Annotated in this window: 22 protein-coding genes; 21 read left to right on the top strand and 1 reads right to left on the bottom strand. The window is 35.0% G+C overall.

Annotated features, from left to right (window positions below; all coding sequences use genetic code 11):
• Positions 1-128: 128 nt before the first annotated feature.
• The gene (locus EV196_RS18635; RefSeq protein ID WP_132219298.1) at positions 129-1,775 is read left to right on the top strand and encodes a sodium/sugar symporter; all 1,647 of its coding nucleotides are present in this window, start codon (positions 129-131) and stop codon (positions 1,773-1,775) included.
• A 55-nt stretch (positions 1,776-1,830) separates the two neighbouring features.
• Here EV196_RS18635 and EV196_RS18630 read toward each other — a convergent pair whose 3' ends face one another.
• Positions 1,831-2,364 carry a UpxY family transcription antiterminator gene (locus EV196_RS18630; RefSeq protein WP_132219297.1) on the bottom strand — a complete coding sequence of 178 codons (534 nt, stop codon included), beginning with the start codon at positions 2,362-2,364 and terminating at the stop codon, positions 1,831-1,833.
• Positions 2,365-2,742: 378 nt separating this feature from the next.
• On the opposite strand from EV196_RS18630, the gene EV196_RS18625 reads away from it, so the two are divergent.
• The 20 genes from EV196_RS18625 (at position 2,743) to EV196_RS18530 (ending at position 26,756) form a co-directional block, all read left to right on the top strand.
• Entirely contained in the window at positions 2,743-4,230 is a 1,488-nt protein-coding gene (locus tag EV196_RS18625) for a phage tail sheath family protein (RefSeq protein ID WP_132219296.1), read from the top strand.
• A 49-nt stretch (positions 4,231-4,279) separates the two neighbouring features.
• Positions 4,280-4,804, top strand: a complete 525-nt coding sequence (locus EV196_RS18620; protein WP_132219295.1) for a phage tail protein — start codon at positions 4,280-4,282, stop codon at positions 4,802-4,804.
• Positions 4,804-5,511: a T4 family baseplate hub assembly chaperone gene (locus EV196_RS18615; protein ID WP_132219294.1), complete on the top strand. Its 708-nt coding sequence runs from the start codon at positions 4,804-4,806 to the stop codon at positions 5,509-5,511. Before EV196_RS18620 ends, EV196_RS18615 begins: the two co-directional genes overlap by 1 nt.
• Positions 5,508-6,185, top strand: a complete 678-nt coding sequence (locus tag EV196_RS18610; protein WP_132219293.1) for a hypothetical protein — start codon at positions 5,508-5,510, stop codon at positions 6,183-6,185. Before EV196_RS18615 ends, EV196_RS18610 begins: the two co-directional genes overlap by 4 nt.
• Positions 6,186-6,191: 6 nt before the next feature.
• Positions 6,192-7,415, top strand: coding sequence for a DUF4255 domain-containing protein (locus tag EV196_RS18605; protein WP_165876199.1), 1,224 nt, complete (start codon positions 6,192-6,194; stop codon positions 7,413-7,415).
• Positions 7,415-9,382 (top strand): ATP-binding protein, encoded by a 1,968-nt coding sequence (locus EV196_RS18600; RefSeq protein ID WP_132219291.1) that lies wholly within the window; start codon positions 7,415-7,417, stop codon positions 9,380-9,382. Before EV196_RS18605 ends, EV196_RS18600 begins: the two co-directional genes overlap by 1 nt.
• Entirely contained in the window at positions 9,379-9,654 is a 276-nt protein-coding gene (locus tag EV196_RS18595; protein ID WP_132219290.1) for a hypothetical protein, read from the top strand. The genes EV196_RS18600 and EV196_RS18595 overlap by 4 nt, the downstream gene beginning before the upstream one ends.
• 98 nt (positions 9,655-9,752) lie before the next feature.
• A complete protein-coding gene (locus EV196_RS18590) occupies positions 9,753-11,099 on the top strand; it encodes an eCIS core domain-containing protein (protein WP_132219289.1) in 1,347 nt (448 codons plus the stop codon).
• Positions 11,100-12,230 carry a prolipoprotein diacylglyceryl transferase family protein gene (locus tag EV196_RS18585; RefSeq protein WP_132219288.1) on the top strand — a complete coding sequence of 377 codons (1,131 nt, stop codon included), beginning with the start codon at positions 11,100-11,102 and terminating at the stop codon, positions 12,228-12,230. It abuts the gene before it with no gap.
• Positions 12,231-12,878, top strand: a complete 648-nt coding sequence (locus tag EV196_RS18580; protein WP_132219287.1) for a hypothetical protein — start codon at positions 12,231-12,233, stop codon at positions 12,876-12,878. It abuts the gene before it with no gap.
• Positions 12,875-13,231 (top strand): LysM domain-containing protein, encoded by a 357-nt coding sequence (locus EV196_RS18575; protein WP_132219286.1) that lies wholly within the window; start codon positions 12,875-12,877, stop codon positions 13,229-13,231. The genes EV196_RS18580 and EV196_RS18575 overlap by 4 nt, the downstream gene beginning before the upstream one ends.
• Positions 13,232-14,359, top strand: a complete 1,128-nt coding sequence (locus EV196_RS18570; protein WP_132219285.1) for a hypothetical protein — start codon at positions 13,232-13,234, stop codon at positions 14,357-14,359.
• A 1-nt stretch (position 14,360) separates the two neighbouring features.
• A complete protein-coding gene (locus tag EV196_RS18565; RefSeq protein WP_132219284.1) occupies positions 14,361-14,879 on the top strand; it encodes a phage baseplate assembly protein V in 519 nt (172 codons plus the stop codon).
• Between the two features lies 1 nt (position 14,880).
• Positions 14,881-15,204, top strand: coding sequence for a PAAR-like protein (locus EV196_RS18560; protein WP_132219283.1), 324 nt, complete (start codon positions 14,881-14,883; stop codon positions 15,202-15,204).
• A 4-nt stretch (positions 15,205-15,208) separates the two neighbouring features.
• A complete protein-coding gene (locus EV196_RS18555) occupies positions 15,209-15,559 on the top strand; it encodes a GPW/gp25 family protein (RefSeq protein WP_132219282.1) in 351 nt (116 codons plus the stop codon).
• Positions 15,560-15,570: 11 nt separating this feature from the next.
• The gene (locus EV196_RS18550) at positions 15,571-18,162 is read left to right on the top strand and encodes a putative baseplate assembly protein (protein ID WP_132219281.1); all 2,592 of its coding nucleotides are present in this window, start codon (positions 15,571-15,573) and stop codon (positions 18,160-18,162) included.
• On the top strand, positions 18,162-20,819 hold the full coding sequence (locus EV196_RS18545) for a putative baseplate assembly protein (RefSeq protein ID WP_132219280.1): 2,658 nt from the start codon (positions 18,162-18,164) through the stop codon (positions 20,817-20,819). The genes EV196_RS18550 and EV196_RS18545 overlap by 1 nt, the downstream gene beginning before the upstream one ends.
• The gene (locus EV196_RS18540) at positions 20,816-22,804 is read left to right on the top strand and encodes a hypothetical protein (RefSeq protein WP_132219279.1); all 1,989 of its coding nucleotides are present in this window, start codon (positions 20,816-20,818) and stop codon (positions 22,802-22,804) included. The genes EV196_RS18545 and EV196_RS18540 overlap by 4 nt, the downstream gene beginning before the upstream one ends.
• Before the next feature lie 28 nt (positions 22,805-22,832).
• Complete coding sequence (locus EV196_RS18535) at positions 22,833-25,520, top strand: DUF6519 domain-containing protein (RefSeq protein ID WP_132219278.1); 2,688 nt, start codon at positions 22,833-22,835, stop codon at positions 25,518-25,520.
• 696 nt (positions 25,521-26,216) lie between these two features.
• Positions 26,217-26,756 (top strand): YfiR/HmsC family protein, encoded by a 540-nt coding sequence (locus EV196_RS18530; RefSeq protein WP_132219277.1) that lies wholly within the window; start codon positions 26,217-26,219, stop codon positions 26,754-26,756.
• Positions 26,757-26,911: the final 155 nt, after the last annotated feature.

The raw sequence follows: 26,911 nt of genomic DNA, 5'->3' as shown, positions 1-26,911 counted from the left end.
CTGGTATGTTTTGTTGCTTTTTTATATATTTGAAAATTATTATAAATAACAGGTTCGGTTTTGAAGGTGATTATTGTTTTTTGCCTTTTAAGACTTTGAAATTTACTAAACAAACTAAATAACTAACTATGACAAATGGATTTGAATTTTGGGATTATGCCGTATTTGTAGCCTATGCTATATTAATTTTAGGGGTAGGACTTTGGGTTTCTCGAGATAAAGCTGGTCATGAGAAAAATGCCGAAGACTATTTCTTGGCGAGTAAATCCTTGCCTTGGTGGGCCATAGGTACTTCTTTAATTGCTGCAAATATTTCGGCAGAACAGTTTATTGGTATGTCTGGTTCTGGCTTTGCATTAGGTTTAGCCATTGCTTCTTATGAATGGATGGCTGCCATCACATTAATCATTGTGGGCAAATATTTTTTACCAATTTTTATAGAAAAAGGACTTTACACCATTCCTGAGTTTGTTGAAAAAAGATTCTCCACCAATTTAAAAACGATACTAGCCGTATTTTGGATCGCACTTTACGTATTTGTTAACCTAGCTTCTGTATTGTATTTAGGGGGTTTAGCTATTGAAACCATTATGGGGGTAGATATGATGTATGCGGTTATAGGTTTAGCACTGTTTGCTGCAGCCTATTCGTTATATGGCGGTTTATCGTCTGTAGCTTGGACGGATGTGATCCAAGTGGTTTTTTTAATTTTAGGAGGTTTGGCAACAACATATTTGGCTTTAAATACCGTGTCTGGTGGCGAAGGTATGCTAGCAGGATTTTCTAAAGTATTGGATGCGGCACCAGAGAAATTCCATATGATATTGGATGAATTTAATAACGATGGCAGTACAAACGTCAATTATTTAAATTTACCAGGTATTTGGGTGCTAATAGGGGGTTTATGGGTTGCCAATATTTACTATTGGGGCTTCAATCAATATATCATTCAACGAACTTTGGCTGCAAAATCTTTAAAAGAATCTCAAAAAGGTATTTTATTGGCGGCAGGCTTAAAAATAATTATCCCTTTAATAGTTGTTATTCCAGGTATTGCAGCGTATGTTATGGTTAACGATCCTTCCATTATGGCAGGCTTGGGAGAAGCCGGACAATTAAGCATGCCAACTACAGGGCAAGCAGATAAAGCATATCCTTGGTTATTACAATTTTTACCAACGGGATTAAAAGGAGTGGCATTTGCTGCATTGGCTGCGGCCATTGTATCATCGTTAGCGTCGATGTTAAATTCAACATCCACCATTTTCACTATGGATATTTATAAGCAGTACATTAACAAGAATGCAAATGATAAAACAACTGTAAATGTTGGGCGTATTTCGGCAGCTGTGGCTTTAATAATAGCGGTTATTATGGCGCCACTTTTAGGTGGTATTGATCAAGCTTTCCAATTTATTCAGGAATGGACAGGGGTTGTTAGCCCTGGTATTTTAGCAGTATTCATTTTAGGGCTTTTCTGGAAAAAGACTACTAATAATGCCGCTATTTGGGGAGCTTTACTCTCCATACCAATTGCTTTATTATTAAAATATCTTCCCATAGCGGCCTTAGAGCCGTGGATGCATCAAATGGGCTTAACTGCTGTGCTTACAATGTTAATAATTGTTGTATTAAGCTACCTTCAGAATAAAGGAAAAGATGATGAAAAAGGAATCGATTTATCCAAAGACATATTTAAAACCTCACCATTATTCAATATAGGATCTTTTGTTGTATGCATTGTAACAGCAGCCTTATATTGTTTGTTTTGGTAAGCGGTTTCATTTACTTTGGTAAATGAAATTATTTATTAGAAAAATATAAAATAATTTAACTGTTACCTATAAATGTTTTTGGTTCTAAATATAAGCTTGGTAAATGAGCCGTTATGTAATTTTGTATAGATTCAATTCTAACAACAACTTTACACTTATTATTGGCATTGACTACTTCGCAATCTAGTCCAATTAAGGGGCCATAGCAGATTTTCATTTTTTGACCGCTTCTTGGTAAATGGTTTTCAACCTTAATATCCGAAGCTTCCTCCAAATTTAACAATTGTTTTATTTGAAAAATCTCATTAGCCCTCACCATGGCGTAGTCACTACCAAATTTAACAGACTTAATAACACCATCTGTGGACAGTGCATCATAAAAATCCTTTTTTGAATGGACTTTTACAAAAATATAGCGGGCAAAAAGAGGGGTAAGGATTTTCTTTTTTCGATCACTCCATATTCTTATGGTTTTAATCATAGGCAAAAAAACCTCAATGTTTTTTTCCTGTAATAACTGTTCCACTTTTTTTTCGTGTCGATGTTTAGTATATAGTACATGCCAGTGTTGTGGAGTAGAAGATTTCATAATATAGCGTTTATAGGTTTATAATTGAAATTATGGGCATACTCAAGCCCATTAAAATTAGTATGTCGCTATTAATCGTTATATATAAAACCTAATCAGGATGAATACCTAATTTTGTTTTGTGTGAGGAGAGATTATAAATATAAACAATTTTTTTTACAATAACATTTTAGTTAAACATTTAATTATCAGGTAATAATATTTGTTAATTTGAAAAAAAAAATGTAGTTTTAAAATCTAGTTGAGAACTTCTACTCATTATTTTACTCATTATTTTGATTCCAATAAAAAATGGGATTCAAAAGCGGCGAAGCCATATTCACAATAGCTTACTTACGCATATTTTTCTTTTAACAACTTTATTTAAAACTTAATATTATGCCTGTACAAACAACTTACCCAGGGGTATATGTTGAAGAAATACCCAGTGGCGTAAAAACCATTTCTGGTGTTTCTACTTCTATTGCCGCGTTTATTGGAAGCGCAAAAAAGGGACATGAAAACGAACCGACTACTATTTTTAATTATGGTGATTATGAACGTGCTTTTGGCGGATTATCGGATGACAGTACCATGAGTTTTGCGGTTCGAGATTTTTTTCAGAATGGTGGCGGCGAAGCTATAATCGTTCGCGTTTCAAATGGTGCTATTGCCGCAACCCTTGCAATTGCAGGTGAAATTACTATCAACGCATCTTCTGGCGGCGAATGGGGAGATGGCATTTCTTTTTGGGTAGACCATGACACAAAAGATACTACCGATAATACATTGTTCAATCTTCACGTGGAACACGCCGACGGCCAAGTGGAGCATTTTTTAAATTTATCAATTGTAGAAGAGTCACCAAACTATGCCATTAATGTAGTTAAGCAAAAATCGAGTTTAATAGTGATTGACAGTCTTGATGCTAGACCTAGTGAAATTGCAGATACCGCAAAAGTATCTCTGGCAGGTGGCGGTAATGGTACTGTTCCTATTACAGATACAGAAGTACTTGGGTCTGATACAAACAAAACCGGCTTATATGCTTTGGAAAAAGCCGATATATTTAATTTGCTATGTATCCCTCCTTATAACAATAATAACGATATCCAGGCAGGAACGTATGAAACCGCCATGGGGTATTGCAAAAAACGAAGAGCAGTATTATTAAGAGACGCACCAAGCAGTTGGGGGAATATGCAACAAGCTATTGATGGGGTAAAAGCTATGAATCCGGATAATTATTCTGCCCTGTATTTTCCAAGATTGTTAAAACCAAACCCATTAAAAAACAATCAAATTGAGGAATTCGTGCCTTGTGGCGCCGTTGCAGGCGTATTGGCGAGAACGGATACTGAACGCGGTATTTGGAAAGCCCCTGCGGGTACAGAAGCTAAATTATCTGGTGTTAGTGGATTTAGTGTTCCTTTAACAGATCAAGAGAACGGAAAATTAAACCAGCTTGGTGTAAATTGCTTACGCTCCTTTCCTGTTTATGGAAAAGTAGTTTGGGGCGCACGTACCTTGGATGGTGCTGATGTTTTAGCTTCAGAATGGAAGTATTTACCAGTTCGACGAACCGCATTATACATTGAAGAAAGCTTATTCAGAGGGTTGAAATGGGTGGTGTTTGAACCAAACGATGAACCACTTTGGGGTCAGATCCGAATGAATGTCGGTGCATTTATGCACAATATGTTCAGGCAAGGTGCTTTTCAAGGTCAAAAGAAAGAGGCTTATTTTGTAAAGTGCGATTCTGAAACCACTACTCAAAACGATATCAATTTAGGCGTAGTAAATATAGTGGTAGGTTTTGCTCCCCTTAAACCTGCAGAGTTTGTTGTCCTTAAAATTCAGCAAATTGCAGGTCAAATAGATGTATAAATTTCTAAGATTATAAAAACAATCCATTTTCATTTAAAAACTTTTAATCATGCCACAATTTACAGTTAATACCAATAGATTCGATCCCTATAAAAATTTCAAGTTCCGCATTAAATGGGATGGGAGATACGTTGCGGGCGTTAGTAAAGTAAGCGGCCTTAAAAAAACAACCGAAGTGATTACCCACCGAGAAGGAGGCGATCCAAGTAGTAGTAGAAAATCGCCAGGGCGTACTGAATTTGAGGCTATTACCGTTGAGCGCGGTGTAACCCATGATACCGAATTTGAAAAATGGGCCAACAAAGTATGGAATTTTGGTGCTGGCTTGGGTGGTGAAGTTTCCCTTCAGGATTTCAGAAAAAATATTACGGTAGAAGTCTACAACGAAGCGGGGCAACTAGCCATTTCGTATAATATATATAGATGTTGGGTGTCTGAATTCAATGCACTTCCCGAATTGGATGCCAATGCCAATGCTGTTGCCATTCAGTCCTTAAAACTTGAAAACGAAGGTTGGGAGCGAGATTATGCCATTTCAGAACCTCAAGAAGTTTCATTTACCGAACCTGAGTAATGAATACCAGCTCAATTCTTGAGGTTTGGGATTATTGTGTGGGTAAAAATCAAACCATAAAAGGTGCAGCACTTGCATCTTTGGTTTTAAATGAAGCCAACCATTCGAATATATTTAATTGGAGTATTGAAAAAAGGGATGTTGCTTTGTTTCATGTTCGGAAAATGCTTTTTGGAAATCGATTTAATAATATAGCGCATTGCCCAAAATGTAAACAAGCCGTAGAGTGGGATTTTTATTTTCATCAAATGGAAATTCCAATTTTAATTGATACCCCAGACAATATTGAAATACCGATAGATATACCGAACTATCATATAATGGTTCGATTACCAAATTCAGATGACCTTATCTGTAAAGAGGAAATCCAAATAATTAGAAAATGTATTTTAAACCTTAAAGATTTTCCAGAAGGCACATTTAATCAAAAAATCCCTGATGATTTGTTGATGCAAATCAATAATAAATTCAATAAAACATGCAAAGCTTCAAATATTAGCTACCACCTAAACTGTACAGAATGTAAACATGAATGGGATGTTGTTTTTGATATTTCTACCTATTTATGGAAGGAAATAGACCAATGGGCAAAAAGTTTTCTGCGTCAGATATGTTTGTTGGCAAAAGCCTTTGGTTGGTCTGAATTGGATATTATCAACATGTCCGAAAATAGAAGAAACCACTACCTAAATCTTCTAAATTCATGATTAGTAACTATATAAATAATCTTCTAAATAAAAATTCACAAAGGCAAAATGTGGTAGAACCTCGTTTAAAAAGTAGGTTTGAAGATGCTGCTGAGGCAACCTATAATGAGCCTATTAACAATACTTCAGAAACTGAAAACACTTCTTTTCAAGAGTACAATCCTATAGATGAAAGAGCTTCAGAAGAAATGATAAATGGTTCTCGGAAAGTATATCAGACTATTCATTCTGAAGAGAAAAACATTGAAAACATCAGTAAAAGTCAAAATCAATTTCTGAATACTATTGAAAAACATTTTCATTCTTCGGACTATAATGGTGAAGAAATTAAAGAGAAAAGTACGGTGTCAACAGCCTCACAATTAAAGAATGTAGGGGAGGAACCCACTGAAAAGCCATATTATAAACCAAACGAAACTAAGGAAAATAAAAGTTATGGGATACTAAATAAGCCCGTAATGGTTACAAATAAAACAGAAATAGGTTTCAAGGAAAACAACGATACTATGGCGCAACAAAAAGCGGCACCTACTTCTGTGCAACCATCTATTAAAATATCCATTGGTAAAATAGAAGTGAAAGCTGTTAAGGCCTCTCCTAAAACGCCTTTAAAGCCTAAGGCACAACCTAATTTGAAACTTTCTCTTGATGATTATATTAATAAAAGAAAATAATGTATTGTGAATTCTTTAAAAGCCATAGGAGCCATTACCCATACGTTAAAATCAATCCTTGATGAAAGTATTAGTGATGAAAGTATTGATACGTTAGGTGTTGATGTGTTTACCGAGCCGTTGGATAGGTTGGAGAAAAATATAGGTGAAACCGATAATGTGCTAAACTTATACCTTTACATGGTTAAGGAAAATGGTGGATGGCGTAATCAAGATTTAACATCAAGAAATACATCAGGACAGCGTGTTACAAACCCTTATTTGGCTCTCGATTTGTTTTATGTAATGAGTGCGCATGGTCACGAGAAAGTGAATGCAGATTTAATGTTAGGTTATGGCATGGTGGCATTTCATGATAATGTGATTATTGGAAGGGATTTTATAGCAAATAAATTAGCTAGTGAAGCCATTTTAGCAGATTCAAATTTATCCGATCAAATTGAACAAATCAAAATAACGCCAGAATACCTTAATACAGAAGAGATTTCAAAACTCTGGACCATGTTTGGTGCAAAATATAGGATAAGCGCTTATTACAAGGTAAGTGTAGCATTGTTGCGCAAGGAAAAATCTGTTAGACAAGCCCTTCCTGTTTTGCAAAGCAAGTTATATGTAAAACCCATTAAGCTTCCATTTATTCAAGATATAGTTGCACAAAATCGTATGGCAAGCAATTATTCTAGCAATAGAGTATTTATTGAAGGAGATACTTTAAATATTACAGGTAATAGTTTGTTTGCAGAAATTACCAAAGTGCAATTTGATGGTAATCTTAACATAGAGGTGGAAGTGGAATTAGACAGTAAAATTGTCATTCCTATCCCAAACACTTTATATGCGGGAGTACATAGCATACAAATAGTACACGAGATGTTGCTTGGCGAACCCGAAGTTCTACATAAAGGTGTGAGCTCCAATCTCACGGCATTTGTTCTAAGTCCCGTATTGGAAAATATAGATCTGGTGGGTTTAGATTTAACAGCCGATGTGCATCCGGAAATTGAAGAAGGAAAGCGTTATTCGGTATTTTTAAATGAAATTGATTTCGATACAACTACGCGTCAAGCAAAAGAATATAGTTTTGAAGAAATAGCAGAAACCAATATAAACGACATTGTGATTAATATGAATGGCGTTGAAACGGGAACTTATTTGGTACGTATAAGGGTGAACAATGCCACCAGCCCACTTTTTGATGATTTTTCAGATCCTTCAATTATAATTCCTTAATGGACATAAAAAAAATATATTGGTTGGAATTGAATAGAAGTTATTTAATGACTTCCATTCAAAGGACTATGGATGAATTTCAGTATCATTTTTCAGAAAATGCTAATAAGAAGCCATATAAAGATTCAAATGTGTTTGTTAAACTGATGGGTGAAATTAAGGATATCATCCAGCAAAAACCGAATTTGGATATTTTGGTTGAACAATATCATCTTTCAGAATTTGAAAAAAATATCTTGCTTGTATGTGCAGGAATAGAATTAAGTTCAGAGTACAGCCAACTTATATGTAAATTACAAGGTCATCCAGATGCCGTTTATCCAACTTTCAATGTACTGCTTGCAGGATTTTGTTCAACCCATTGGAACGCTATTTCACCAACTTCCCCGCTTAGAAAATGGGATTTAATCCACCTTAGTTCAGGAACCTTGTTGGCTAACCAACCCATCAAAATAGATGAAGGTATATTACATTATTTAACAGGATTTCCTTTTTTGGAAGAATCATTGGCTTCAATTATAAAAAAAGATGACGGAAAATACCTTATTAGCAAATCACAACAAAAACTGGTTGATAATATTGTAAATCAGTATTCCAAAAATTTGCAGCCACAAAAAATCATTGAGTTAATTGGCAGTGACACTAATGATAAAATGGCGGTAGCTAAAACTGCATGCGAAAAATTAGGCTATACTTTGTACAATCTGGATAAACATGCCATTCCCCAAAAGCAGGAAGATGTTATAATGCTGGAAAAACTATGGAATCGGCAGGCTATTTTAAATCATTATGCGCTATATATCGACTTTTCAGAAAGAAAGCAAGATCAACAAAATAATGAAAATATGTTGAATCATTTTATTAATAATTGTGAAGCACTCACATTTATAAATATGGATTCGTCACAGAAAACAATCTCCAATAAGACAAATAGATACGAAGTTGAAAAACCTACCCAACAGGAACAAAAACGATTATGGATCGATTTGTTGAATGTTGGTAAAAAATATTCTGAAACCATAACAACATTGGTGGAACATTTCAATCTATCTACTAACACAATTAAAGTTGCAGCAAATGAAATCAATCGTACAGAAATTAAAACAAATTACGAAAATCTGTTATGGAAAACCTGTTGCAAATTTACTCGTCCTGTGTTAGAAAATTTGGCACAACGTATAAAAACCTTGGCTACTTGGGATGATATAGTGCTACCTCCCGAAGAGCTTAGGGTGCTTAAAGAAATCACCATGCATGTAAGATTCCGTTCCAAGGTATATAATGAAGGTGGTTTTGCAAAAAAACATTCAAGAGGTTTGGGAATTAGTGCATTATTTTCGGGTGAAAGCGGCACTGGGAAAACTATGGCAGCGGAAGTGATTGCCAATGATTTGATGTTGGATCTTTATCGTGTAGACCTCAGCCAAGTGGTCAATAAATATATAGGTGAAACAGAAAAGAATTTGAAGAAAATATTTGATGCTGCCGAAGAAGGAGGTGCCATTTTACTTTTTGATGAAGCCGATTCATTATTCGGAAAACGAGGCGAAGTGCGAGATAGTCACGACAGACACAGTAATTTGCAAATTGGCTATTTGTTGCAGCGCATGGAAAATTTTAATGGTTTAGCCATTTTAACTACCAATATGAAAAATGCCATCGATAAAGCTTTTGAGAGACGGATTCGGTTTTCTGTCCATTTTGAGCGTCCGGATGTTACACAAAGAAAACGCATTTGGGAAAACGCATTTCCTAATAAAAATTGGGTGAACGGTGTAGATTATAGCAAATTGGCTATGGCAAATATGCCTGGAGGCAATATAAAAAACATTGCTATGAATGCGGCTTTTTTAGCAGCTTCGGAAGATGTAAAAATAGGCATGCAGCATCTATTGCAAGCCACAAAAAGTGAATATAAAAAAGTCGATAAACATTTAAGTAATTCAGAAATAAAAGATTGGGAATGAAACCAAATATCGAATTGAATATAGACCAATTGGTGTTGGAAGGATTTTCTAGAAACGAAGCGTATGCCATTACCCAATCCTTACAGGCCGAGTTGCACCAACTTATTGAGAATGGTCGTTTGGAAAACACATTGACCCAAGAGTATCATCAACAAAAAATGACTCTCAATCCGATTTCCACACTGGCAAATACCAGACCCGAAGGTGTAGGTCGGCAAATTGCACAATCTATTTTTAGTAGCCTTATACAAAACGGGAATACGAATTTATGAGTTCTAAGTAAAGAATACAACTCAAAAATATTAATAAGAAGATATGAAAAAGTTTTTCTTGCAATCAGTTAGTGTATTGCCAATAGATCCAGAAAAATATGGATTTAGTAATGAATAATAATGATAGAATGAATGAAGTAAAAACAGCCATAAAGCATAATCACAGTCAGGATAATCATTCAAATCCTATTTGGAGTATGCCCTCAGCAAAAGGTCATAGTAAAAAAATCATAACTAATGAAATTCCTTTTAGTTTTAATGAGATTCCTTTAAAAGATGAGCAGAAAAATATTTCACATGATTCACCAAACAGTATGATAGAGCAATTGGGTGAGGGACAAGCTCTAGCGTTTACAGAAAAAAATAAGATGGAAAGTTTTTTCTCCGCAGATTTTGGTGAAGTGGTTATTCATAACAATCAGAAAGCTGCCGAACTCTCAACGCAATTAAATGCGAAAGCATTTACTGTAGGGAATCATATTGCTTTTGGTGCTGGGAAATATAGGCCTGGGACTTTAATAGGTGATGCACTTTTAGCTCATGAAATGGCTCATGTTTTCCAACAACGTGGAGCAGTTTCTACATCAAACAATTCACATAGTCTTGAAAAAGATGCAAATCAATCTCTGTGGCAGAATGCATCAAATTTTCTTTTGGGGAATAAAAAAGCTGTAGGTGGTTTTTTACCAAAATTGAAAACTGGATTGTCTATTCAAAGATGCGATAATAGTTCTTCTGGAGCGATTGGTGAAGCAAGAGTAAGAGAGGCTACCTCAAATTTTAGAAGTAATAATAGTCAATTATCAACCTTAGAACTTGATAAAATAGTGGATTCAATGAATGTGGTAACGACAGGTAACTTGAATTTAGAAATAGCTTTTTATGATTATTACTCCAACCATGACATCATTAAGGATGATGCAATTACAGGTTCACATTACGCCACTACTTTGCCCAATAGTGACACCCGAATTAATCCAGATATTGTAGAACCTAGTTTTTCGAATGCACGTTTAGGAGGATTACTTTTACATGAATATGTTCATACTCGCCACAATACAAATGTTATGGGTATGGGGGATTATCAGGAAGGTGGGGCCTATGCTGTTGAGCTATTTTTTGCAGAGAAAAATTCTGATACTGAGAGAATTAGTGCAATTATTTCACTAGTTACTACAAGAGGAACACTCACTATAGCAAGCTTACATGCAGGACTCTTGGATGATTTCAGGAGTACTTATTCGACTTTAAAAGCGCTTTACGAAATAATTGATACAGGTTCTTCACCCCAATCTACCGGTCCCTTGACCACACTGAGTGTTGATGCGGCTAGAATTTTATCTACCGAATTAATAAATACAAACACAGATAGTAGAAGCACAGAGCTAAATGAATTAATAACTTGGATACGCTCAAATATTATGACTTCGTATTCACCTATTTAAATGTCTATTCTTACGCCCAAATTAGATATCTTATTATTTAAGTTTAGAATCCCTTCTTTCCATCTTTTTGGAATAATTGGTTTAATAGTTGGAATAATTTGTGGACTTTTTGTCGGAAAAATTATAGGACTATCGGCAATGATAATTCTACTTATGAGCTTTGTAAGTATATGTTGTTTTATTCTTCTTATTATATTAATAAAATGGGCAACAGGGAAAGAATCGTTAGTTTACTACCATCATGAAATACTCATTTTGATAATGAATTCAGTTACTTTAATGTTACTAAAACAGCCTATTTTAGAGTTTTTAGATATCGCTCTTTTAGGAATTGCAATTTTTTTAGCATTTGGCAGAATTGGTTGTTTTTCAGTGGGATGTTGTCATGGCAAACCATCAAATTGGGGGGTAAAATATGGAAAACCTCATGTGTTAAAAGGTTTTACATCCTATTATCAGGATATTAAGTTATTTCCAATTCAATTGCTAGAATCACTCTTTACTTTTTTAATATGTATAGTAGGTGTGATAATTATTGTGAGTGATTTAGATGCAGGTACTTTTCTTATCATTTATTCCTTGTTTTACGGAATTTTTCGTTTTCTTATAGAATTTTATCGTGGAGATCCAGATCGACCGTACTGGCATGACTATTCTGAGGCTCAGTGGACAACTGTGGCATTGCTTTTAGTTATTGCTTTTTTTGTAAAATTTAATCTTTTTCCATACTATTATTGGCATCTCTCACTTGTAGGTATATTAATTCTGATTTTTTCACTCAGTTTAGTTTATAAAAAAAGAAATACTCTAAGTAGTTCATTAATAAAAAATCCAGTTCATATTCGAGAAATGGCGAGTTGCTTTGAAAAGCTAAGTACCTCAAATGTTATCACAAACAACAATAACATTAAAATTTACAAAACAAAATTGGGGGTTAGATTATCTGGAGATATGAATAACCATAAGGTAAAACATCTTACAATATCAAATTCAAATAATAAACTAATCGATGTGAGTGTAGCAATTCATATAGCGAATATTTTCAAAATGTTTTTAAAAAATGAATACTCTTATGATATTATAGATTCCGGTTCAAAATGTTATCAAATAATATATTCCAAAATTAGCTAAATGTCCCACCCACGCTCCCCATACATCCTAAAAGGAGGAATAGTACTTCTCAACGCTGAAAACGCATCCATAGAGCGAATCGTAACCCTGCAATACAACCCAGATACACTTACGCGAAATTTGCAAGTGCAAGGAGCAGGAGAAGATGGCGATCGTTCCGAGGCTTTACGTCTATCAGGTCCACCTGTGGAAACGTATACCTTGGAAGCCGAAATTGACGCTACCGACGGCATGGAGTCCGCAGATGATGTTATAGCTGAAGTCGGCATTCAACATAGACTGGCAGCCTTGGAAACCATCATCTATCCATCGAGTAGTGCCTTGTTTAACGCGAACCTAATGTCACAAATAGGAACGATAGAAATTGCTTCAGCCGAAGCACCATTGACTCTGTTTATTTGGAACAAGAACCGTGTTGTCCCTGTTCGGATTACGGAGTTCAGCATTACTGAAGAAGCCTTTGATACGAAACTGAATCCAATTAGAGCTAAAATCAGTTTAGGTATGCGTGTGTTAAGTGTCAGCGATTTAGGCTTTAACCATCAAGGTGGCAATATTTATATGAATTATCAACAAAACAAAGAACGTCTTGCAAAAATGTATTCGGGTGGTACGTTGCAGGATTTCGGAATTAACTCTATAACATGAACAATCCATTAGAAACCATATTACAACAAACTGGGCTCAACAATAGTTATTTTGAGTCTACCAGCAGATATTATGGACTGGAAACGGAAATTTTAGAATCCAAAGACCATAAAAAACATGTTTTTGTAAAACGCCGCTTTATTGCCCAGCCTGAAGCTTTTGAATTATTGCAGGAACATACGGTAAATCAAGATGATCGATTGGATAATATCGCCCACCAATATCTGGGTGACGCCGAGCAATTTTGGCGCATTTGCGATGCCAATGCTGTCATGCATCCAAACCGTTTAACGGAAGCCATCGGCAATATTATCAAAATAACCATGCCAGAAGGCATGTCAGGTTCAAAATAAATGTTGAAAGGAATCAATCTTACCTTAATGATGGGAACAGGCATTGCAGTTCCTGTTCCAAAAATGGTTATCGATGCGCTTACCAGCGTAAGTGTTACTGTTGGTAAAACGCAAAGTGGTTTTCAATTGAGTTTCACCATAGGAAAAAACTCGCCTTTACAACATTCCTTGTTGCCAAATGGTTTTTTTGATCCTATTGTTACCCGAGTTATCATTGTAGTTACTATCAATGGAAAGCCTGATGTTTTGATGGATGGCATTGTTACAAACCATGAATTGTCTCCATCAAACCAAGCAGGAGCATCCACATTAACTATAACGGGCGACGATTTAAGCGTTATCATGGATTTAGTAGAGTATTCCATGAGCTACCCATCTATACCTGATAACATAAAAGTGATAACGGCTTTAGCAAAATATGCTACACTTGGAGTCATTCCTTTAGCTATGCCAACAAACATTCCTGTGATTCACCCGCCTACTGAAAAAATTGAAAATCAGTATACTACTGATAAAGCCTTCATCCAAGGATTGGCTAGTCGAAATGGCTATGTGTTTTATATAGACCCCGGACCTTTGCCAGGACAGAGTTTTGCATATTTTGGTCCAGATATTAGCATACCACTTCCGCAAAGTGCATTATCAACAAATTTTGATTCCTTATCAAATGTTGATTCGTTAACATTTTCATTAGACGGTATGGCAAAAAAAATTAAGGTATATACTATTTACGATCCTGCCACCAAAAAAGTGCCCATACCCGTACCGTTGCCAAACATAAACATAGTTAAACCACCTTTGGGAGCCAGACCTGTTCCTGTTGCAAAAATTGAGACAGCCAATGAGTCATCTAAATTGGCGGTTGACGAAGCTGCAAGAGATATCCTTAGTTTTTTAATGACGGGTTCCAGCCCTAGTGTAACGGCAAGTGGCTCATTAGACGTGTTGAGGTATGGAAAACCTCTAAAATCCCGCATGATTGTGGGTGTTCGAGGAGCAGGTTTAACTTATGATGGTCTTTATTACGTGGATACCGTAACACATACGATAAAAGAAGGTTCATATAAACAAAATTTCACTTTATCGCGTGATGGCGTCATTTCTAATACCCCATTAATAGCAGTTTAATATGGATAAAAAATTTTATGGAAAATACAGAGCTACCGTGCTAAATAATATAGACCCTAACCAAAAGGGACGATTAATGCTCAATATTCCTGATGTTCTGGGACTCTTACCAAGCTCTTGGGCAGAACCTTGTGTACCACTTGCTGGTCCTACTGGTCCGCCAATGGGAGTCTATATGGTACCTCCAATAGGAACTGGTGTTTGGGTAGAGTTTGAACAGGGAGATCCTAATTTTCCTATCTGGGTAGGTTGTAGATGGGGAGCATCTTCAGATGTACCGCCTGCAGCAAATCAAGGATTGCCAACTTCACCAAATATTGTGATACAATCTTTTTTACAACATAATATAGTAATAAGTGATTTGCCCGGACCTAGTGGTGGTATAACACTTTCAAGTACTACAGGAGCTACAATAAAAGTGAATGACATAGGAATAACCATTGATAATGGAAAAGGCGCTAAAATAGAAATGCTAGGACCTATGATAGACATGAACAACGGAGCACTTAAAATAATTTAATATGCCAGGATTTATTTTACATCAAGGAGCAACTATTCTTTGTGCACATGGGGGACAAGCACAAGCAACAACTGTAAGTCCACGAGTTACAGTAAGTGGACAACCAATAGTACTTCAACCGAACCCGCATATGGTGTCGGCTTGCCCATTTACAACGCCAGGAGGAAACCCTTTACCATGCGTTACAGCAACTTGGATTACTGGAGCAACACGGGTTACTTCTAACGGTATGCCTGTTTTACTTTTAGATAGTCAGGCGACTTGTATTCCTAACGGAACGCCCGTTACCATAGTTTCTACACAAACCAAAGTATTGGGAACATAAAAAAATGAATGTAAAATACCCATATCAATTTAATTCATTGGGCAAAACAGCTACTTCAGAAGACGATTTGCACATACAAGACATGATTTACCAACTGTTGTTTACCAGCCCGGGAGAGCGCGTTAACCGTCCAAACTTTGGCTGCGGATTGCTCCAAGCTGTATTTGAACCAAACAGTAACGAAATGGCTGCTACCACTCAATATTTGGTGCAAGGTGGTTTAAATCAATGGCTGAGTCATTTGATTCAGGTGAATGAGGTTTCCATCAATACAATAGAATCTACTTTAGAGGTTAAAGTAAATTATACCCTTTTAAGAAATAAAGAAAATCAAACCGTAGTATTTCAAAAATAAGCACAAGAAACGTGAGAATTTATTGCTGTACAGATGATAGAAGACGATTAATTGAGACCAAAACCGATCTTAACGGAATTGATTATGTAGAAGTTGTGTCCACCAATTTAGTTCAGGATAAGCAAAAAACACTCCAAATAACCTTTTTAAAACCTTTACAGAATCCTATTGAAATTGATCAGGTTTTTTTAATTGTTGAAGGTAAGCGAAGTGGTATAATGGTTGAAGAAATTATCGAAGATTCTTCAAATAATAACATCACCTTAAATCTTTCCGATAGAGGAGATTTTTCTATTTACACCCTTTGTTTAATGGAAAGTTGGGAAGAACAAACGTACTTGCCCGGTTTCGATAAAAAATTATCAACCATCGACTTTTCATTTAAAGTAGAATGTTTTACTGATGTAGATTGCAAGCCTTCAGATTTTAATTGCCAAAATGAAGAGATTACATATAGTCCTGAGATAAATTATTTGGCTAAAGATTATGCCTCATTCAAACAGCTTTTGTTGGATAGGATGTCATTTTTAATGCCCAATTGGACAGAAAGAAATGCGGCAGATTTAGGAATAACACTCGTAGAAATTTTAGCTTATGTTGGCGATTACTTAAGCTATAGGCAAGATGCCATAAGTACTGAAGCGTATTTAAGAACGGCGCGAAAAAGAATTTCAGTTAGAAGACATGCCCGATTGATTGATTACTATATGCACGATGGGCTTAATGCGCGTACTTGGGTTCAAATTCAAGTGGATGAATCCTCAAACGGTGCTATTCTTAAAAGAAAGGATGAATCTGGTTTTGTCACAAAGCTATTAACAAAAGGTGTGGCAGATAAAATTGAAAACATTCTTATTTCTAAAAACCAATTTGATAAGGTTTTCGATGTAAATCAAATAATTTTTGAACCCGTACATGATGTTCAATTGTTTTCGGCTCACAACAAAATACCTTTCCATAATTATGGTGAACAAAATTGTTGTTTGCCAAAAGGTGCTACCCAAGCAACTTTATTAGGGAGGTTTGAAGATTTAAAAATTAACGATGTTTTACTTCTTGAGGAAATAATAGGTCCTAAAACAGGGGCAACGGCCGATGCTAACCCACAACATAGGCATGCTGTAAAAATCACCAATATTGTTTTTGATACGGATTTTGATTTTACGGTAACACCAGCAGAAGTTATAGATATTACATTAATTACCTGGAACGAAGAAGATGCCTTACCTTTTTCCTTATGTACTTCAACTGTTTTGGATGTAGAGGAAAAGGACCAAGTGTTTGAGGTAAGTGTAGCCAAAGGGAATGTATTGTTGGCAGACCATGGATATTCTTTTTCTGATTTAGAAAGTGTAAATTCTGAGTTTCCTTTTGAAGATGTACAAGGTAGTTTAACGCCAACATTGGTACCAAAAAGTAAATATCAATATGCCAATGTATCGCTTTCTAATAGCTGTGAGCCAAAAGCTCTTATACCAGTTTTGCCAAGGTTTTATCCAATGTTAAAAGCGTCTCCTTTAACTCAATCTGATCAATTAAAATTTTCTGAAGCCGATGCATCAGATTTGACTTTATCAGCAAAAAAAATGATGAGCCAAAATATACGCAGTGCCATTCCGTCTATTTCACTGCATGAAGTTTTAAAAACAGGAAATTCTTTTGAAGTGCAAAATCATACATGGAAAGCAGTCAAAGATTTATTAGTAGATAGCTCGTTGTTAGATATGCATTTTGTTGTAGAAATGGATTCTGATGGTACTTCTTATTTAAGATTTGGGAATGATATAAATGGTAAAGCACCCAATGCGAACTCTAAATTTTTGGCTAATTATAGAATAGGAAACGGAACAAGAGGTAATATAGGAAGAAACACTATTGAAAAAGTTGTCAATAATTCAACCATCAATATTAAAAGTATAACCAACCCAATGCCGGCAACGGGAGGCAAAAATCCAGAGACCAAAGAAGAGGTTAAACAATATGCGCCTCAAGCATTTAGAACGCAAGAAAGAGCTGTAATTACATCAGATTATGAAGCTGTGGCAAAGCGTTGTAAAGAAGATATTCAATCTGTATCTGCAAAATTTAGATGGACAGGCAGTTGGCAAACAACCTTTATTGCTGCTGATAGGATACTTGGTGAAAAAGTAACTCCAGAATGGGAAAATGAGCTTCGGGATTGCTTGCAAAAATACCGAATGGCGGGTATTGATTTGGAAGTTGAAAACCCTCAATATGTAGGACTGGAACTTGATGTTGAGGTTTGCATTCAATCCAATACTTTTAAAATTGATATACAGAGAGAAATTCTAAGTCTTTTAAGCAACCAGTCGCTTAAAAATGGACAAAAGGGGTTTTTTCATCCTGATAAACTCATTTTTGGACAATCCTTATATCTCAGTCAAATTTATGCTTTGGTTCAAGCAGTGGATGGAATTATTTCGGTAGATATTACAAAATTCCAACGTTACGGATTAACATCATCTAGTGGATTGCATACAGGAAAATTGGATTTCGGAAAAAGCGAAATTCCAAGATTGGATAACGACCCTAACCATATCGATATGGGAATTTTAAAATTACTCATTAAAGGCGGTAGATAATGGAACAGACTAATTGTGGTTGTTGTGATGGTGTTCATTTAAGAACTCCAAATAAAATACATAATCGAGCAGGATTGTCAACGATTAACTATCGTATTGGAGATTATAACGGTTTTAAATCGTCGTTACTTTCCAAGCTTACCATGAGCCAACTGGAAAGTTTAAAAAAATTGACTACGAGATCTAACGACGATTTTACGGTAGCCATTATAGATGCTTTTTCTGTACTTTCAGATGTTCTTACATTTTACCAAGAGCGTATAATAAACGAATCCTATTTAAGAACTGCAACCGAGAGATTATCCGTTGCAGAATTGGCGGCCATGATTGGTTATGATTTAAACCCTGGTGTTGCTGCAACAACGTTTCTTTCATTCACTTTAGATGAAAGCTCTATGCAACCCGGAGCAGAAAACATAAGAAAAATTAAGGCTGCCGGAAATGAAAATCCAATTGTAAAAATGAACAAAGGGGTGAAAGCACAAAGTGTGCCCGAACAGGATGAAGAACCTCAAATTTTTGAAACGGTTGAAGATATAGAGGTTAAATCAGATTGGAACTCCATGACCGTTAAATCCTTTGATGATCAGAATAATCTTGCTAACTCCAATGTTATTTATATTAACGGAACAAATAATAATATAAAAAAGGGTGATCAAATTCTAATCGTACATGCAGATGGTGAAACCGTGAAAAAAGTAAATAAAATTGAATTATTGAATGATATGGATTCTACCAAAATCCATTTTGAAAACGGATTGTTTTTAATATCATATTTACCTGACTTTCAATGGTTTCCAATGGCTACTTATTATATGATACCATACACACTAAGTAAAGAAACGGTATCAGGGCTTATAGGACCATCCAAAAAAGTGAGTTCTTATGAATTAAATTCGGCATTGGCAATTCAAAATTGGAGCACTTATGAATTTAAAACGAGTGTAAATAGTTCTAAGCCAGAAGTAAATAACGAAGTTAAAGTGTATATTTTCCGAAATAAGGCTGCTTTGTTTGGATATAATGCGCCCCAAAAAATCAAGAATATTGATGCTGATGGTAATGTTGAATATGACGAATATACGATTAGTGAAAAATCCAATCAAATAACTTTAGATGCAGAATATGCAGAGGTTACGGGTGGAGACGATGGATATATAGCGCTTAAAAATGCAGAGGATGCAAACTTTACAACATATAAAATTAATTCGGCAGAACTTGTGCCTCAAACAAAATATGGCATTAGTGGGAAGTCTACTAAAATAAAGGTTAGTGGACTTACATGGCCAAGTGAAGTGCTTATTACAGATTTGCGTAATTCTATTGCATACATTCAAAGTGAAAAACTAGAAATTACCCAAAAACCAATTATTGAGCCATTAGAAAAAGGTATATCTGCCATCATTCTATCTGAATTTTATATCGATTTAAAAGTAAATCAAAAAGTCCTAATTTCAGGAGAAGTGGATGATTTGCCTGGTGTTATAAGAACGGAAATACACACCATTAAAGAGGTTGCTTTGGTAGACAAGTACACACAAATTACAACAGAAAAAGGGTTGGAAAATAGTTTTGTTAGAAACACTGTGAGAGTAAACGCCAATGTGGCATTGGCAACTCATGGCGAAACGGTTTCGGAAGTTTTGGGTAGTGGAGATGCTAGAATTCAATTTCAAAAATTTAAGCTCAAACACAGTCCGGTTACGTATGTGGCAGATGACTCCACTTCTGGTTCATCATCTTCTATTGAAATTCGGGTCAACGATATTCTCTGGAAAGAAGTGCCCTATTTCTACGGTAGGCAACCTGACGAACATGTTTTCACGGTTAGACGGGGTAATGATGGAACAACGTCCATAACTTTTGGCGATGGTATTCACGGTTCCCGATTACCAACTGGAAAATTGAATGTTCGGGCTATCTATAGAAAAGGAATAGGGTCTAGCGGCTTGTTAAAATCCAATCAAATTTCACAACTGATTTCTAAGCCTTTATATCTTAAAACTGTAAATAATCCTTTGGCTCCCGAAGGTGCACAAAACCCAGAAGATATAGAAAATGCGCGCCATAATGCCAATTTATCTATCCATACCTTGGATAGGATTGTTTCGTTAAAGGATTATGAAAACTTTGCCAAATCTTTTGCGGGCATTGAAAAAGCAAAATCAGTTTGGCTTTGGTCTGGAAACGGCAAAAAAGTTCACTTAACAGTGGCAGGTGCCGATGGTGCAGAAATTGATGAAAACAGTAAACTGTTCGATAAATTAAGTGCTGCCATCAGAAAAAATTCTTATCCCGGTGTGCAACTTCAAATAAAATCTTTTAGAAAAAGATATTTTAGAATTATTGGGAATTTAAATGTAGATGAGACTTATGATTTTCAAAAAGTTCACGATGAAATCATAAAAAACATAAGAAATACTTATGCTTTTAAAAATAGGAACATCGGTCAAAATATTCATTTAAGTGAAGTCATAGCGCTTATAGAATCAACTGAAGGTGTCAATTATATAGACATTGATAAATTCTTCATTACGGGCACTGTTGAAACATTAGAAAAAGTGTTAGTGGCACAAGTAATTATTGCTAATAGCTCTATTACCGCTTCCGAGCTTATTATGCTAGACCCATCACCATTTAAATTCAATCAGATATGAATGTTGATTTAGAAAAATTGTATCAATTGCTTCCTGCAATATATCGGGTTAAGGATTCCGAATTGGTTGACAACCACCAAGATTTACCTCCATTAAAAGCCCTTTTTTCCATACTGTCTGAGGAATTAGACATGATTGAAGAAAATTTAGACCAGCTTTATGATGACCAATTTATTGAAACTTGTTCAGAATGGGCCATCCCTTATATTGGAGATCTTATTGGTTTTCAGCCCTTGGCTCCCATTCATGATCCAAAATTTACATCGCGGTCTGAGGTAGCAAATACTATTGGTTACAGAAGGCGTAAAGGCACTTTGTCCATCTTGGAGCAGTTGGCACGAGATGTTACAAACTGGGACGCCAATGTCGTGGAATATTTTAGGTTACTTGCAACTACGCAATATTTAAATCATTTAAGACCAAATAATATAAGCGTTCCTAATTTAAAAAATTGGGAGCAATTAGAATATGTGAACAGTCCTTTCGACACGATTCCAAGAACCGCAGATTTAAGAAATATCAATTCCAAACGTGGTAAATATAATATTCCAAATATAGGTATTTTTTTGTGGCGTATTCAGGCATTTTCTAGAACAGACGCTTCGGCTTTTCAAGTAGATGGCGCTCGTTATACGTTTCACCCTTTAGGAATTGATACGGCTTTGTACAATTTTCCAGAGACAGAAACCTCCGTTACAGAGCTGGCTGCACCTAACCATACGCCAGTGGCTTTCAAAAGAAGATTGCTTAAAGAACATTTAAACGCTCATTATGGTCGAGGCAAAGATATTTTTATACGTATAGGTTCCAACCGCGATATTCATAAAAACGAGATTTGTATTGGAAATTTGTCCAACTGGGATGATGCTACTTTAAGCCCACCAGCCAATCGTGTGGTGATAGATCCAGAGTTGGGTAGAATAATGTTTGGTGCAGATTTTATAACAGCATTAAGTTCAAACCATGTGAATGTTTGGTATAACTATGGAAGTTTGGAAAAAATGGGAGGTGGTGAATATGATAGGGCTTCTGGTTTTTCTGATTTCGAAATTATTTATACAGTTTCCAAAGACGTTGGTTTGGGCAATTTTTTGAACATTCAAGATGCCATTAATGAAGCTCAAGCGCAACCAAATAATGCCATAATAGAGGTTTTGGATAACCATAGCTACGAAGAAAATTTACAAATACAGCTTCAAACGGGTCAAACCATTGAGCTGAGGTCGGCAGATGGTATGTGTGCTGTTTTGAAATTTTTAACAGATTTCACTATTGAAGGAGAGGCACTTTCTGAAGTAATTATTAATGGTTTTATTATGGATGGAAACAACATGGTCATTCAAAATAATACAAATTTAGAAAGGCTGTCTATAACACATTGTACTTATTTACCAAAAGCATCAAGCAACAAAATAATTCTTGGTTCTCCCATACAGCTGAAAATAAATAATGCCATTGTAGCAGGTATAAATACTTTTGAAAATGCCTCTATCCACATTGAAAACAGTATTGTAGATGTGCTAAATAAAGAAGAAAAAGCGATCAGCGCTTTAGAAGGGCAACGTGCCATATTACAAGTAAAAAATACCACAATTTTAGGAGAAGTAGATGTAAAATCAATTTCTTTAGTGGAAAACTGTATTTTTATTTCCTTGGTAACGGTTCAGCTTTTACAAACGGGCTGTATTCGGTATAGTTATCTTCCTTTCAATTCCATCACACCAAGAAAATATCATTGTTATCCTAAAACGAGCGAAGAAATAAAAACCGTAGTGCCCGATTTTATGTCTACCATTTACGGGAATCCTGCTTATTTTCAATTAAATGTATGGTGTAAAAATGAATTTTTGAAGGGAGCCGATGATGCTTCGGAAATAGGGGTGTACCACAATTTGTTTCAACCGCAAAAGGAATCGAACTTACAAATCAGGATCCAAGAGTATCTACGATTTGGAATGGAAGCAGGAGTATTTTATGCTTCATAAAGAGTATTAAAATTTTAAATAAAACATTATGTCAAGTGATTATTCTCGATTGATTTTTGATAGAAAAAAACATTACAGTGCTGTTAGAATGCAGCAAGGTAGAGTGTTATTGGATTCTGATTGGAATGCGCAGTCGGATATAAATCAAGATCGACTTCATAAACAAACCATCGATGTTATTGGGCGTACAGGAGTACCCGTTCATTCAAACGGTTTTCAACTGTTTTTACATACCGATTCGGAATTATCGCTATCCCAAGGGCGTATGTATGTTAATGGCTTACTTTGTGAACTTGATCAAAACGTTAATTTTGGATTTAATAATGAAGGAATTCTAATAGCATCAAATGAAGTTGATTTACCTTATGGGTTAATTCGCACCAATATGACATCTGGTCGTTACCTTCTTTATTTAGAAGCTTGGCAACGCGAGGTTACTTTTTTGGATGATCCACATATTCGAGAAAAAGCACTGGGTGATCCAGATACTACTACAAGGCTACAAACCACTTGGCAATTAAAAGCAGCCAGCATAGATGCGGGCATACAATGCGAAGACATTCAAATACCATCTAATAATATAGGCACAAAAGCCACCGGAACTATGGAGGCTAGAACTGTTTCGTCTGAGACAAATACAGATCCATGTAGCTTCAATCAAACAAGTGGTTTCAGGCGGTTGGAAAACCAATTATACCGTATAGAAATTCAAAAGGGCGGAAATTTATCGCAGTCCACATTCAAGTGGTCTAGAGAAAACGCTTCTGTAGTAAGCCAGGTTATGGAAATTACTGGAAGCCATGTTGTAAAAGTTAATTCACTTGGCAGGGATGAAGTTTTAGGTTTTTCAATAGGGGATTGGGTGGAATTTAAAAACCATAAAACAAGTCTGGGTAGAACCGTGAATAAACTTGTTCAAATTGAAGATATAAACAGAAATACTTTAGAAATAAGTGTTAATGAAGCTATAGATGCACTAGATATTCAAGGTTTAAAAATGATTCGTTGGGAACAAGCTGGTGAATCCATCCCTTTAAATTCAAACTTTATTCAAATTGAAGATGGGATTGAGGTTAATTTTAGTGGGGGCATCTATGTAGCTGGAGATTATTGGCTAATTCCGGCCCGAACCATTGACTCTTCTATTGAATGGCCCATGGGAGAAAGAAAACTCCCGAATGGAGTAGACGTTTCCTTGGCAAAAATTGGTATTATAGAAGTTGAAGATGGCGAAATCCAGTCAATTTCAGATTGTAGAAAGTTATTTCCACCCCTTACCGAATTGCCAAAATCAGATGGAGGTTGTTGTACCTATCATGTAAGTGCTAAAGCAGGATGGGAACGCATATTTGATAAAATTAAGGAAGGCGAACACGCAAAAATTTGTTTTGATATTGGTATTTATAATCTAGAAAGTACCATAATAATCAAGAATAAAGGACATTTATTAATTACTGGAAGCGGACCAGGAACCATCATACAAGCTTCAAAACTTCAAGTAGCTTTTAGGTTTGATGGTTGTGCAAGTCTGGATATATCTCACATGTCTTTTCAAACAAACCAAGTAAAAAACCAAAATAAGGACGATGTTGTAAGTCGTAAGGGAGCATTAACCGTTGTTAATACGCCTAAGCTTTCCATTAATAAAATACAAGTAAGTTGTGGTCATGGTATAAAACCACAAGCTTCATGTATTACTTATTATAATGCTCAACAAAACCCCGGTAGTATTCATGTAGCCAATTGTAACTTAAATGTAGGGTTTTATCAACACGGTATTGTAGTAGTCAATTCAAAAAGAAGTGTGGTTGAGAATAACGTTATTTCTGTGCGACCAAAACCAAAAAAGTATTCTTTGCTAGATAGGATTAAAAACGACAACAGAACTAGAAATGCTTTTTTGGATATTTTAATGTCCAATATTAGCGAAACCCATAATTCCAACACCAATGAAACAATTAACTATGGCAATTTTAATTTGAGTTTTAGAACCAATTCAGATATTAGAAATGCCAATGTATGGCAGCCTTTAATTACAAATAATCCACCACCTAACACCATAACCAACACTAAAGACCTTCAAAAATATTTAAAAAAAACAGTTTTGAATTTAGTTTTAGTTAAAGATAGTAGTGTTCCTTCACTTAATAGGTTTGTTGCTTCTTTAAGTGAAGAAGACCCATCATTGGGCTTTCAAGCTTTGGTAATTGGTGGAGAAGTATCAACAGATGTTCATGTATTTAGAAATAGAATTGAAGGTTTTTTACAAGGCATCCATATTGGTTTGAGCCACCAGCATAGTTCGGGTAAGGAGTTTGATATAATTAACTCCGTAAAAATAGAGAAGAACTTTGTTGGCAATATACTTCCACTTATACACAATTATTCTAGGCATGGCATATTTGTTGGAAATTGCGAACGATTATTGATAGATAGCAACGAGCTGGATTTAAACAGAACGACGAGAGCCAACAAAGTGCATATTGATGCTATTAAAATCTGGGGATTTTTAGGTAGAAAAGGAACCATAACCAATAATTATATTTTTAGTTCTAGCCGTCCAGAAAACAGTTATAACACAGGAATAAAAGTTAAAGATCTAGAATATAAAGAGAAAGTTATTCATTGGAATATTACTTGGAATTCTATATTGGCTAAAACAAAACTACAGCTAATAGGAACCTTTTTCGATAAATATTCTGATACAAATATATGATGTCCAAAACTTGGAAATATTTAATATTTTTTGTAAATTTAAATCTGCGTCTTATTGCATGGTAGCGTCAATTGTTACGAGATAAGTGAATTCGGTTGAAGCGATTAGTTTTAATAGTAAGTACAAGTCTTAAAGTATAGATAGGGTTCGAATCCCATGGCGTATATTGCGAGTCATTCCTCATGGTTTGGCTCGTTTTTTTTATCTAAAATTTTAATTTAATAAGATAAAGCTTTAATAATTTATTGAGACATACAATCGAGTAATTAAGTAAGCGCAAAAACCTGTTAATCATTTGATTAATAGGTTTTTTTTTGTTTTCAATTTAATAAAATAGATTGATTTTTTCGACATATAAAAGTCAATTTAATAGATCTAAAAGCAAAATGAACATTAATTGAATTAGATATAAAATACTGAAACATGAAAAGGCACATTAAAGTCAAGTTTATTTAGATGTTAATATACAGGTAGTGTTTTTTATGCAGTTGAACGATTTAATTAAAATAAAAACATTAAAAAATAGATAAAATGCTTATTTATCGGTTAAAATGCATATTTTTGCCAGAGATAGCACGGTTATTCAATTGTTTTGAGTCTTGATTTTGCAACTTGATAAAAGTCATGAAGCAAAGAAAAGAATTTCAATACTTTGCTATAAATATCGAGCTAAAAGTTAAAATTGATACCTACTAAATGATTAACTTAAAATTACCCCCAAATATAATCTTCTTAGCTAAGGGGCTAGTTTTTATTTTCATTTTTTGCTGTTTTGGAAATTCAGTGTTTGCCCAAAATATTCCTGTGCCTGAAAAAATACAAGCAGCACTACTATCAAAAGTTTTAAAATACAACCCTCAAATTCAGCAATCCCCAAAAATTCAAATATTAGTTGTTTTTGATAATAATTCTGAAATAAATAAGGATGAATTTATTAAAGGATTGGGAAATTCTATAGAAGCTAAAGCAATTTACCCATCAGAATTAGAACAAAACATCTCTGGTTATCAAGCTGTTTACTTTATGCAAGGGATACATTATCAAGCGTCTATATGTAAAAAATATAAAGTATTGTCGGTAACTGGCACTCCTAGGTTTATCGAACAAGGTGAGATATCATTAGGATTTGGATTACAAAATAATAAGCCAATTATATTGGTGAACTTAATTTCATTAGAAAAAGAGAATCAATCGTTCTCTTCTGATATTTTAAGGATTTCAAAAATATATAAATAGGATTTTAAATTTATGAACGCCATTGTAACAAAAAGAATCGGAAAGCAATTATGTAAATACGAGAATGAACCGAAAAATTTAAATGGTTAATTGAATTTTAATTTAGAATAGTACGCAAATGATTACAAAATATTACATATAATAATTAACATTTA

The sequence above is a fragment of the Mariniflexile fucanivorans genome (genome assembly GCF_004341235.1).
Classification (GTDB): Bacteria; Bacteroidota; Bacteroidia; order Flavobacteriales; family Flavobacteriaceae; genus Mariniflexile; species Mariniflexile fucanivorans.
The sequence above is the reverse complement of the archived record's forward strand: the minus strand, read 5'-3'. Positions and strand labels throughout refer to the sequence as shown.